Source organism: Heyndrickxia sp. FSL K6-6286 (assembly GCF_038630395.1).
Taxonomy (GTDB): domain Bacteria; phylum Bacillota; class Bacilli; order Bacillales; family Bacillaceae_C; genus Heyndrickxia; species Heyndrickxia oleronia.
The window spans coordinates 4,746,932-4,759,337 of the sequence record NZ_CP152029.1; the positions used below are offsets into that span (position 1 = coordinate 4,746,932).

At 32.4% G+C, this 12,406-nt stretch carries 11 protein-coding genes and 1 pseudogene; 4 read left to right on the forward strand and 8 right to left on the reverse strand.

The genetic code is table 11. From position 1 onward, the window contains the following. Window positions 1-5: 5 nt before the first annotated feature. The 8 genes from MHI39_RS23885 to MHI39_RS23920 form a co-directional block, all read right to left on the reverse strand. Window positions 6-1,085, reverse strand: a complete 1,080-nt coding sequence (locus MHI39_RS23885) for a hypothetical protein (protein WP_342540378.1) — start codon at window positions 1,083-1,085, stop codon at window positions 6-8. Beyond that, window positions 1,082-2,167 (reverse strand): hypothetical protein, encoded by a 1,086-nt coding sequence (locus MHI39_RS23890; RefSeq protein WP_342540379.1) that lies wholly within the window; start codon window positions 2,165-2,167, stop codon window positions 1,082-1,084. The genes MHI39_RS23885 and MHI39_RS23890 overlap by 4 nt, the downstream gene beginning before the upstream one ends. A 27-nt stretch (window positions 2,168-2,194) precedes the next feature. Next, window positions 2,195-3,631 carry a hypothetical protein gene (locus MHI39_RS23895; RefSeq protein ID WP_342540380.1) on the reverse strand — a complete coding sequence of 479 codons (1,437 nt, stop codon included), beginning with the start codon at window positions 3,629-3,631 and terminating at the stop codon, window positions 2,195-2,197. 36 nt (window positions 3,632-3,667) lie between these two features. Continuing rightward, window positions 3,668-5,545 carry an N-6 DNA methylase gene (locus MHI39_RS23900; protein ID WP_342540381.1) on the reverse strand — a complete coding sequence of 626 codons (1,878 nt, stop codon included), beginning with the start codon at window positions 5,543-5,545 and terminating at the stop codon, window positions 3,668-3,670. Between the two features lie 13 nt (window positions 5,546-5,558). Continuing rightward, entirely contained in the window at window positions 5,559-5,918 is a 360-nt protein-coding gene (locus MHI39_RS23905) for a hypothetical protein (protein WP_342540382.1), read from the reverse strand. After that, a complete protein-coding gene (locus MHI39_RS23910; protein WP_342540383.1) occupies window positions 5,905-7,206 on the reverse strand; it encodes a restriction endonuclease subunit S in 1,302 nt (433 codons plus the stop codon). The genes MHI39_RS23905 and MHI39_RS23910 overlap by 14 nt, the downstream gene beginning before the upstream one ends. A 471-nt stretch (window positions 7,207-7,677) precedes the next feature. Then, window positions 7,678-7,845 carry a hypothetical protein gene (locus tag MHI39_RS23915; RefSeq protein WP_342540384.1) on the reverse strand — a complete coding sequence of 56 codons (168 nt, stop codon included), beginning with the start codon at window positions 7,843-7,845 and terminating at the stop codon, window positions 7,678-7,680. A gap of 119 nt (window positions 7,846-7,964) precedes the next feature. Then, window positions 7,965-8,387 carry an NUDIX domain-containing protein gene (locus MHI39_RS23920; protein WP_342540385.1) on the reverse strand — a complete coding sequence of 141 codons (423 nt, stop codon included), beginning with the start codon at window positions 8,385-8,387 and terminating at the stop codon, window positions 7,965-7,967. A 659-nt stretch (window positions 8,388-9,046) separates the two neighbouring features. Here MHI39_RS23920 and MHI39_RS23925 point away from each other — a divergent pair. The 4 genes and pseudogenes from MHI39_RS23925 (at window position 9,047) to MHI39_RS23940 (ending at window position 12,398) form a co-directional block, all read left to right on the forward strand. After that, on the forward strand, window positions 9,047-9,196 hold the full coding sequence (locus tag MHI39_RS23925; protein ID WP_202778099.1) for a hypothetical protein: 150 nt from the start codon (window positions 9,047-9,049) through the stop codon (window positions 9,194-9,196). 8 nt (window positions 9,197-9,204) lie between these two features. Further along, on the forward strand, window positions 9,205-10,749 hold the full coding sequence (locus MHI39_RS23930; RefSeq protein WP_246483847.1) for a recombinase family protein: 1,545 nt from the start codon (window positions 9,205-9,207) through the stop codon (window positions 10,747-10,749). A 164-nt stretch (window positions 10,750-10,913) separates the two neighbouring features. Beyond that, a pseudogene (locus MHI39_RS23935) lies at window positions 10,914-11,285 on the forward strand (recombinase family protein); the annotation flags it as partial. 60 nt (window positions 11,286-11,345) lie between these two features. Then, on the forward strand, window positions 11,346-12,398 hold the full coding sequence (locus MHI39_RS23940) for a recombinase family protein (protein ID WP_262176174.1): 1,053 nt from the start codon (window positions 11,346-11,348) through the stop codon (window positions 12,396-12,398). The last annotated feature ends 8 nt before the right edge of the window (window positions 12,399-12,406 follow it).

Here is a 12,406-nt window from a genome sequence, read left to right on the forward strand (position 1 = left end):
ACTCCTTATCGGTGAATATCAAGCTTTATTAACTGATACTCGCGTTTTCCTAGATAACCTCTACCATGACGTGGTTGGCCTGATTCATGTGCAACTACAGTAAAAATCCCCTTATTTATACCATCTGTAATATAATAATCAATGAACCGAGAAAGACCCTTATCCCAAGAAGGGTAATGTTTTATTAAAACTTGTTCTAAAACTGGTTCAAGTGGGAAAAAGCCGCGATCATCAGAAAGAAAATGAATGGTTTCTTTTAATGTATGTACTTCATCTACTGAATCTGTTGGAGTAATTGTAAATAGCGAACCTAAGTCATCTATGTCATTAGAGACTTTTTCTTTATTTAAAATTACTTTTCCACCTTCATCTCTAATGAACCAATCTAGATATTCAAACAATTGCATAGGAGCGCGCATAAATGCTGTTAGATTTGTTATAGCAGGTTCTTTTCCTCCAGAGCCAATAAAAGACCAACCTTCTTCCAACCCAACTTCTTTCTCCAGAAGAAGTTTCATCCACTCATTACCTAATGCTTCTACTTTAAAAAGTTCTAATAAACGATTCATATCATTTTTTTGCGGATTACTTGCAAAAGGATGATATGATGCACCGTCCATATCTAGCTGCCATTTCCCGATAAAATCCAACGATGCACCATTAGTATTAAAATATCCACCATTTAAAAGCATATGAATAACAACCCTAACTCTTGGTGAGAAACGTAGTAACTGCCTTGCTAACAACACTTCCCATCCTTCATCATTTTTATAGGAACTTGTAATTTTTTTTGCGTCCTCAGTTAGTTGTAAATGGCCATCAATTCGTTCAAGGAAGAATACACCTTTAATTTCAAATTGAGCAGTTCGTTTAAAGTACTCATATCCTAATAATCCAAACAATTCTTTTGAACGATCAAGCTTTTTATCTTTTTCAATTACATCTTTATCTAAGTAAAATGAGGCAATTTCTTTCATTGATTTTGCTTCTGTTTGCTGTGGTATGCGCGATAATTGCTCACACCATAATTCAAAGTTGCCCGGTTCAATCCAAAAGCGTTCAATTGAAAGGCGAATATGTTTCATCGTTTTTCCCTCAATTCATCGACCCATTGCTCCAACCTTCCACGTAGCTGTTTACTCTCGGCAATAAGAGGAATAAATAAACGAGTATGATATATTACATCTTCTATTGTTGTTGGTAAACGATATTCATCGTCTACAACAGTAAGTAATTTACGTTCAACAAGGTTTTGAAAAATAGTGTGTAAGTTACGCAATTCATTAGGAAACAGTTGGTACTGATTTACTTTACAGAATTCAGTAGCAAATTCATCAAAGCTCCCATATCGAAATTCCTGATGATTACTTGCTGTTAATAACACATCAACACCATCCCCAACCACTTGAAAGCGAATAGCCTGTACTCCTTGTGCTTCAAAATTCTCTCGTACAATAGAACAAAGGAAAACAAATAACTTCCACGGATATGTAAAGATATGTTGAAATTGTGGGTGTTCAATTTTTCGCTCAGGTATCGAAGGCACCAACATATAACGTAACCGTTCTTTTAAAGGAACGAGGGATAAATCAGTTGAAATCTTTCTCCCTTTTTGCCACTGTTCATCAATCTTTTTTCCAAGTTCTATATTATCCATCACGTTTTCTTGCTTATATGCTTGAACATAATTCAGATAAAACATGACACGTTGATAATGTGGTGGGCCATCAAAGATAAACCTATTGAGATTTTGATATTGTTCTTCTTTTTGTTTTAATTGACCTTCTAAATGCGTAATTGAAAAACCACTATCTTCTTTAATTTCTGCTAATACAGAAACCGCATATGTAGAAAGATTTGATAAGTTACTAACAAATGTTTCAATTCCCTCTATATCCTTCACTTCACTCATCTTTAAAGCGGTTAAAAGTGCAACTTCTACTAAATATTTTTGATAATCATCTTTAAGACAAAAGAGTGAGAATAAATACTCTTGTTCGTATTGGATTTGTTGATGATAAGCAATCCAATTATTTGTAATAACATAACGGTCTTGTATTCGTCTAAGTAGCCTCTGTTGCTCTAAAAAAGCTAGTGATTCCTGATACCTACTTTCTCCATAATCATATAATTGCTTTAATGATTGATAGTTCCTCTTTACATCCAAATAAAAGCCTCCCTTCACCAAAAACTACTACATCTCTGCCATTTCCGATTCATCAAATGTTCCTTCGATAAGGGATCCTACAATGCATTTAGCATCTTCAATTAATTTCAAAGAGTCATAATAACACTCTGTACTCCTAGTAATATATTCACTAATTAAATTTTGAAGTTCTTTTGGTATTTTAGGAATAGATACTTCTAATATATCTTTTGGATTTACAAACGTAATACCTGTGGTTCCTTTAATCTTATATCTGATTTGATTTTGAACAAACTTAGATCTTAAAAGCAGAAGCATAAAATGAGGACTAAATTCTTCATTAAAATCTAATCTCATTATTGTATAATCAAATGTTGCTTCTTTATCTATATCCCATATATCTACTTTTCCAATAGAAGGACCACCATATGTAGTTAATAGCACATCATTTTTATTTAATAACTTATCTTTAGGTACTTCTTTTTCACTAACACGTTTTGTTTCCATATTAATGAAGGAATTATTTAAGTTTTTTGTCATAATAATATGAAAACCTTTGTCACTATAAGTAGGGGAAGAAATCCCAGTATCGAAATAACTTAAAGTATCCTTTAATTTAATGTTAGGAAACCTCATATCCTTAACTTGCTTTACAGTATCAAAATACTCAGGATGAAACGATTGTGCATCTAACCTCTCATTTATTTCATTTTCATTAACATATAAAAGTACAGGCTTTTTTATTGAACTTAGGGATTGGTTTCCGGCATTATTGTTATAAATGCTGGAGTCCTTTTTAATCTCTAAAAGTTCTTTGAATTGATTTTCTGCTGTTTTTATCAATTGATCGGCTTCTACACGTAAATATTCTGCTTTGCGAATTTTGTCACCTATATACTTTTGAAATTTTATATCAGGCAAAGGAATATCTAATGTTTTTATTTCTTCTGTAGAAACTGTTGGCTGCGATACAGCTTTAAACCTTCGTTCAATCTGCAAAAGACCAAAAGTAGTATTTAAGAATGCTGCAATATAATAAGCATCAACATTTTCGATTAACTCAGCAGCAATAATATTAGGACTAATTGTCACACATTCAAATGCTTTGGGAATAATTGAACAAGAAGGCACTCCCACCCTTGCAAACAACAAATCCTCATGTTTAAATTTCGGGAAATTATTACCAAGAGCTTTTTCTGGAAACCTAACCAAATCATCGTTAGATAACAGTACATTTTTTAAATTTAAAGGTCTTACCATAATAATCCCAGTTTCATCATAATTTTCAGCTAAAACTGATGAACCAAAAGGCCCGCATTTAATCTTTTTGGAAATATCTATAAACTTTTTCACTTCAAAAGGTGTTGATTTTATTTTTTTCTCAACATCATGAAATTTATTTGAATAATAATGGGCATCTAATCTATCCTCAAGGATAAAATTAGTATCAATAAAATTAGCATCTATTTGGTTTGTGAGAGCCATTAACAATCTCCTTTCTAGTTGTTTTTAAATGGATAATTATTCACCCTTTTTATAAGCATCCACAATCTTCAATAAATCATTACGATCATTTCCTAACTGCACTTCTACTTTATTTTTAACATCAAAACCTATTTCATCTGCCACTGCCATAAATACAGAACCCTGTCTCTCGTTCTCGTGTTCCTTTTTCTTAATATATAAGAAAGATGTCTTTGCTCCAGTACCCGATAGCTGGAAAGTAACTGTTGGAAGTGAAACAACTGCTTTAACAATTGTCCTACCACCTTCAAATTCACCTGTCAATTCATTTTTCTTACCCATTAAATATTCTCGCACGTGTTTATAACTTGAATTACTTAAAATTCCATCAGGTAAAACTATAATCAGCTGTCCACCGGGTTTTAATAATTGTAAGTTACGGTCAATGAACAATACCGCTTGGTCCGTTGAATTAACTTCTTTCCAAACACCTTTTGCATTTGGTTTTGAACCTAAACAAAGCCCATCATTTTTCGCTTTGCCTGTTTCATCAATACCAGTACTATAACGTTTAATAATTTCCTTTCCTTCATCTGTTTTATTAGAAACTGAACCAGACCCAAATGGTGGATTCGTAACAATTAAATCAAAACTTTCAGGCTTTAATGATTCAGTCATTAATGAATCTGTCACCCAGAATATCGGTGCTTTTGGTAATCCATGCATGGCCATATTTAAACGAGCTTTCAATACCATGTTTCGTGTTTTATCTGCACCAACAAAACTATGTTCCTTCATAAGTTCAAAATGCTTCTCCATTTTTTCTTTCATTGTTCCTGTAAATTGGGATAGCATATACTTTTTAACACCTTCATAGCCCTTAATTAAAAATCCACCTGAGCCACAAGTTATGTCGCCCATTCTAAATGTTGGTAAACCTTTTTCATCGGCAGTGATTAATTTTGATGCTTCTTTTGGGTTAGATGTTAAATCATGCATAACCATTTCAATCATTGCTTCAGTTACTTGTCTTGGCGTTAAATATGTAGCTTGACCGATTTTATTGTCATATTTACCACGCATCAATACATCGAATAAACGTCCTAGTATATCCGCACTGACATTTTTCAATGTCGCCTTCACTCGGTTTCCATTTTCATCTTCAAAGTCATCTAGTTCTTGAAATGTTTCAAACGCTGCAATAAAGTTTGCTGGATTTTCTAGGCGAATGTACTCATCTTCACTAAAGATAAAACATTCTTCACCAAGATCATTTACTGCAACATAATCCTCATGATTTTTTATTTCTTTAAAAGCATCTCGGATTTGTCTAACAGCTTCTTTTCCCTTCTCTTTTATGTATTGATGCCTTAAAATATCAAAAATTCGCAGACCTGCATTTTTCCCTTCTCTTAATACATAGTCCGGATGATACAAGCGGAAAGTCTCCATAAACAGCAATTTACTTAATTCATCGATGGCTTCGTTAGTACTGCTAATATTATCAGCCCCACCCGGTCCATATAAGCGCTCATGCAAATCATCAAATCGCTTTTGAAGAGCAGAGTACATCTTTCTTGACCATTCTTCTTGTTTAGAAATTTGTCGTTTTTCTTTTTTAGTTACATCAATAACAGCTGGTATTTCTGCCAGTGGATCTGACTCGATACAGTCGGCGTAATAATTCACTTCACCATTTGATGCCCAAATAAAATCTGGAGCCTCTTCATGATACTGGGCCTCTATTAAAGCAGCATCTTGTACTTCAAAAGATAAATCTGCTCCTTTGTCAAATACCTTTACATAAACAATTTTTTCATCACCGGTAGCTAAGAAAATCGTTGTGCCATCTTCTTCATGTGTTTCTGGTTCAGAAAATGTACTATACCCCTTCATCATGAGTTGTTCTTTTAACTCTTCAATTAATGCTTGCATTATTAGTTCCTCCCTATTTTCGTTTCACTCGGATAATATTTTCTCTCGGTGATTCATAACGCCCTGTACTAACAGCAACTTCAATTACCTCATTTTGAGGCACAATCATATCACTTGGTAACTGTTCAATAATATTTGGGTCAATCTTAGTCATCGGTCGCTTTTCTAATGCTTTTTCAATTGCCCCTAATATGGTTTGGCGACGGTCATCAACCTTAACGGCCCATTGACCTGATTCTGTTTCATATATAGAAGGATCAAGCAAGCTATATAATTTTACTTGGTCCTCATTCCAATTCAATCCATGTTCTTTTGCAATGTTCACTAATTGTTCTGTTGTTTTTGGTGTGGTTAGGTATTCATGAAATATCAAGATGATCACCTCCTTGAAAGAGGTCTAAGATACTGTCAATTTCTTTTATTTTATTATTTGATAACCTTGGAACAAGAACTTGTTTTAAATCATGTATTGATAGAAAAGGCTGTATTCCACCTCTACTCTTTATTCTCAACTGTAAACGTACAAATGGGTGAGTTAGACACCAAAGTATATATCGTTCTGGTAAATAATAAGTCCTTAAAACTGCAAATACATTGGACGCTATGAAATTGGTGAGATGGTTTGGAACAATTGCAAGTGGTTGCTCCTTTTCACCAACTTTTGTGCCGATAACCCCTAATAATATATCCCCTGCTTTTACTTCATAGCGCGCACGGCTCCTAACTATTTTATAAGGAACTTTTTCAGTTGTATGAATTAGCCATTTTTCACGGTCCAAATTTTTTATACCAATATACGAGATAATTTGATCTTTGAATTCAGAAGGACTAATTGTTTTATCAACAATTTCAACAACTTCACTTAGTTGTACCCATTCCTCATTTCTTAATCGCTCTTTGAAATCCATATACAACCTTGTATTACATTGTTGGTAGTATAGGACATCGAGCCTATCTGGAGATAACTCTTTCGATACCCATATTAAATTAGGTGAAAGATTTTCTAAGTATCGTTTCTCGTCAACGTTATAAAAGTTTTCTAGCAGCTGCTTATAATTCACTTGTTCCATATCTAGATTCGTAGAGGCGCTAGTAGGTTGCTCATCTAACGGAATTAACATTTTACCTATTTCCTTAATAGAAATTTTCGGTATAACCGAGGGAGTAACTGCTAGCTTTAATGAAAGTTCACCAAGTTCAGTATTCAAAAAATTAAAGATCATGTCTTTTGCTTTCAAACTTTTAGGCCTTACTCTCAATAAATCTGGACTGATAATAGCACCATCGGCTTTTTCATCAACTATAGCCACCTTCAAGATTGCAGCTATCTTAGATATGAGTATATCGCCTTTTTTGATAATTGCCTTCGATTCAATACCTGAGTAATTTACTAAATAAGATACATTAGTCAAGTCGATCTGTTGGTTATTTATGTTGGAAACCTTAATGTATGGAATCCCCTCACTAAAAAAATCTTTAGCATTACGAGTGCCATCAGATATCCCTTCACACAGTTCCGAAAGTTCAACTGAGTTAACTTTCTCTATCTCCATATTTAATTTCTCTTTTATTTCATAGTAATGCGGGTCTAACCTTTCAGTATTAAGACTCATAGGCAATATGTATCGGAATATAGGAATCACCACACTTTTCCTTTTCAAACTTTCTGTCCACCTTAACTTACAACATTTTTACATATGTTGTCAATAAAATGTTGGTTTGTTGTTCATTTTGTTCTCTTTTTTAAAGATACCTGTTGTTGATCTACATACCACAATAAAAATAACCACCTTTTGGGTGGTTATCATCAAATCTTCTTAATAAAAAATTATTAGTAATCCTTTTTGAAAAACATAATTTACCGTTAAATTTTGTTGTTAACTCTCATCAATAATAGTTGTAGACATTCGTCCCGTATCCGATTGTTTAATAAAGTGTACATAACAATTACTTATCCCTGTTGGACTTCAATTATGAATATAAGTATTGAGTAAGGTTAATACCCTTACTTTATGAGACATGTGATTCATATTCAATACCTTGGAGTTTTGAGCAAATCTGTAGACCTTTTCACTTAATTCTACAAAGTTATAAACAAAAAAGGACTGAAAAGGATTCAGTCCATAAGGTTGTTAAGCTTCTTTTTTCTTCACTTTGTAAAATAAACTACCAATAAGGCCGATTAAACCTCCCAATGAAAGAATAAGAAATGGAAATGTAAAACCATGAGTAATTATATTGTACATCCCGCTAAAAAATAGAAGAAGGCAGCTAATTATACTAATAAGATTTCTTATCATTTGTTTTCCCCCTTAACTATTTGTTCTAGCTTAAATTATTTAGTGAATGATTTGTTATGATTTTTCTCAACGGTAAATGAACCACTTATTGATACAATAACTTTTCAAGGAAGATGATATTAATTCAATACTTCTATAGAGAAAACATTATTTTTCTCAAAATCAGTTATTATTTCCTGAGACAATAGTAATCTCAATTGTTCTTTAGTGGCCCACTTGAAACTAGAGTGTTCCTTGGAAAGGATAGCATTACTACTATTGCTACTACATAGGTAAGTCAAAATAACAACTTGTCTTGTTGGATCGGTTTTGAATGTAGTAGCATATAAAAGTTTCTCTACTGTAACAGATAATCCTACTTCTTCTTTAATTTCTCGTAAGAGTGCAGATTCTAAATCTTCTCCAAACTCTATTTTTCCACCAACACATTCCCAAGTCCCGCCGCCGATTTTATCTTCTTTTGCACGTTGAACTATTAATACCCTGCCTTCATTTACAATAACACCTTTAAGAGCAACAACTATTTTATTTGAGCTTTTCATTCTTCATACTCCTGTTTATATTCTTATCTCAGTTAGTAACTATGGGGCAAAATTTTGCACAACATCTCTGATAAACATAATTCCACCAATAGTAAGCAGAAACAGTATAACTGCTAAAGCTAGGACTAACTTTTTATTGTTTCTCTTTATAACAATTAGAATGATTAATACCATAAGAACTAAGAAAAATAGTAAAAAATACATATTCGACCCCGTCCCCCTCTTAATTTATAAAAAGAAATCATAGAATTGTTATTTTAGAGCTATAAATAAATAATCCACCCCGCTACACTGTGAACCGTTAGGGTGGATTATTATGCTCTAAATCCACAATGGAACAGCCATTTGGATAGCAAGGGGTTTTACCCCTTACTTTCCTCATTTTAACATTTTATATCACACTTTTCATCTTATAAAAAGTATCTTTACAGTCGATATATGCGAATATAAATTTCGATTATACATCCATAAAAGTAACTCAAAGAAATAAAAAAGAATCACCCCTATTATTTCTTACTTTCATTTTTAAAAAAATCTGAAAATAAAAACTTTTTATCCCCTATTAAAATATATAAAATCCGAAAGTATCATGTTTCAGCTAGATCAGAAAGCCGGCTGAAACATCTAGCCACCAAACTTAAATGGAGGCTAATTTAAAAATGAAAGTAGAAAGAATTTATTCTGGAGAAATTACAATAGATAAAATATTAAAGGAATTATTAAACACACAAATTGATAACCTTATTAAAATTCAGTCAAACAATATTGATCCGAATCACGATTTTGCTAAAGGAAGTGAAAGATCATGAGATTCGCAATGGCAAATGATATAAATAATGACAAAGCTAATAAAATACTTGAAGATTATCTATCAGGAAAGCCTTTGCGGGTTGCTGTAATAATAAGGGTATCTACTACTAAAGAGGAACAAAAAACATCTCTTGCAAACCAAGAGAAATTATTTAAGCAAATGATTGAGGAAAAAGGATGGATCTTATATGACTTCTATGCTGACGTCAAATCTGGTACAAAATACAATAGAAAAGGCCTAGATCAATTAATTCAAGATGCTAAGGATGAAAAATTTGATTTAATTTTATCTAAAGAACTTTCACGTTTAGCAAGAAACGTACCACTTTCTTACAAATTAAAAGATATAATTAGCAAAAATAATATTCATATCAAAACACTTGATGGGGCAATCGACACTTTAAATAAAAATCAAGATAACTTCGGATTATACGCTTGGCTTTATCAAAAAGAATCTCAGAATACCAGTGATAGAATTAAACAAGCACTTCGAACTAATGCAAAAGATGGCGAATTCATAGGTTCACTAGCCCCGTATGGATACTATGTAAAAAATAAAACTCTATATATAAGAAACGACAATACGCCTGAAATTGTTAGACGTATTTTTCGAGAGTATATAGAGGGTCGCGGATTTGATGCTATTGCAAGAAATTTATATAACGAAGGAATCCCCACACCATCTCAAATTAGTGAAAAAATTAATGCTAGCGATAAATGGCATGGCTCGACCATCAAGAAAATATTAATGAATCCTCATTATATTGGGATGCTAGTTCAATGTAGAGATACAAAACCATCAGTAATTGATGAACGGAAAAAAGTACAAGAAAAAGATTATGCAATTAAAGAAAATACGCATGAGGCAATAGTGTCTCCTGAAATTTATTGGGCTGCACAAGATTTAATCATTTCTAGAAGCCGTACAAGACCACAGCAGGAAAAACATTTTTTCACTAATACAATTTTTTGTGAAGATTGTGGTAGAGGAATGCATTATAAAAAAAATAGAAAAGGGTATGTATGCGGTAATTATAATAAGCATGGTGAAAAAGCTTGCACACCTCACTATATTAAAGAGGATCAAATAATTAATGTCATCTTGAATGATTTATCAAAAGTTTCTTTACAAATGAAATTAGAAGACAAGTTTGATATCATTAAAAGGAAAATTAATAAGAAGATTGCCAACGAAACTAAAGAAATAGCTCGTGCGGAAAGAGAATTAACAACTTTGAAGAAAGATATCATAAAACTAACAAAAGACTTCTCAAAAAGGAAAATTCGTCCAGAGGCTTATAAATTAACAATCAAAGATATAGAAGAAGATATCAATAAAATCGAAAAGAAAAAAATTGAACTAGAACTCAAAATTTCTAATACTAAGCAAAAAATCAATATCGATAAAATTCAAGCTGAAATTAATGATTATATAAAATTTGATCAACTAACTTCCGAATTAATACACTTGCTTATTAATAGAATTGAAGTAAAAGAGTATGGTGATATTAAAATATATTATCGTGTATCCGATAAATCATTTATGAATTAAATAAATCAATTATTAGATCCACTCGTTATCGCTTGTTATAGAGATTCGAGTGGTTTTTTATTTTCAGCTATAACGCCCATTATCTAAATTGACGGAATACAAATACGTAATTATGATTACTATACACCACTACATCTCATGAAAAACGAAAGGACAGAAATTTCATGAGATGCGCTATAGTAGTACGAGTTTCTACAGGACGTATAGAACAAGAGTCTTCATTAGAAAATCAGCAAAGAATGTTTTACAAATATGTTGCTGATAACGGTTGGGATATTTACGACTTTTACATTGACCAAAAGTCTGGTACAACCGAAAAACGTGAAGGCCTTCAAAGGCTGTTTGAAGATGGTATTCATGGGAAATACGATATTATTTTAGCTAAAGAGCTATCTAGGTTGGCCAGAAATGTTTCATTAGCATATAAAATAAAAGATATGGTTGAGCAGTATAACTTAGATTTGATCACATTAGATGGTGCAATCAATACTCTTGAAAAAAAGGGGAATATGTTTGGTTTATACGCTTGGATCTATGAGCTTGAATCACAAAACACTAGCGAACGCTTAAAGCTCATGTTTAAAACGAAAGCACAGATGGCTGAATTTAATGGTTCTAATCCTCCGTATGGTTATGAAGTCGTAGATAAGAAACTTAAAGTCCGCAACGATTCAACACCCGACACAGTAAGAAGAATCTTTTCAGAATATATTGCTGGAAAAGGCTTTGATGCAATAGCAAGGGGATTGTATAACGAAGGGGTCACTAGTCCCTCGCAGCTTGCCCGCAAAAAGAACGCTACTGACAAATGGCACGGATCTTCAATAAGAAAAATTCTCGAAAATCCTCACTATACTGGGACACTACAACAATGCAGAGAATATAGACCGAGTGTTACCAGTAAAAGAAGAAGGTCAGTTAATGAGGAAAACCAAATAATTATTGAAAAAAGCCACGAACCAATCATACCTTTAGAAGACTTTCTTATTGTACAAGAGATTTTAAAAACTAGAAAAAGAAGGAGACCTCAAGCTGAAGTACATCTCTTTACAAATACTGCGGTTTGCAAAGATTGCAGGAAGTCAATGCATTTTAAAAAGAATCGAAAAGGTTATGTTTGTGGAAGTTATAATAAATATGGTTTAAAAGCATGTAGTGATCATTACGTAAGTGAAATAGATTTAACTGATAAAGTAATAACCAACCTAAATAAGATATATTTGAAATTCAGTAAGGAAAATTATTTTAAAGAATTAAGTGAAAAAGCGTTAAAGTATAAAGAAAAAATCGAATCTAAGATAATCGAAATTAATGAAAAATTAAACGATAAAAAGAGAGATAAATCCAATTTAGTTATCTCTCTTGCTAATGGTGTTATATCTAAAGAAGATTACCAATTAGCCATAAATATCACCAATGAAGACATTTCAAATTTTGAAACTACCCTTCACCAACTATCTAAGGAGCTAGAATTTCAAAAGATTGAAAAAGAAATAATTGATTTTAAAAAGAGCTTAGATAAATTCATGAAGGAAGGTACACTTACCCCTGAAATGCTTCATTTGTTAGTAGATGAAATAGAAGTACATGCAAATGGAACCATTGAAATCAATTATCGTTTTAGAGAACCAACAGTTCCATCAGCATAGATTTTTGA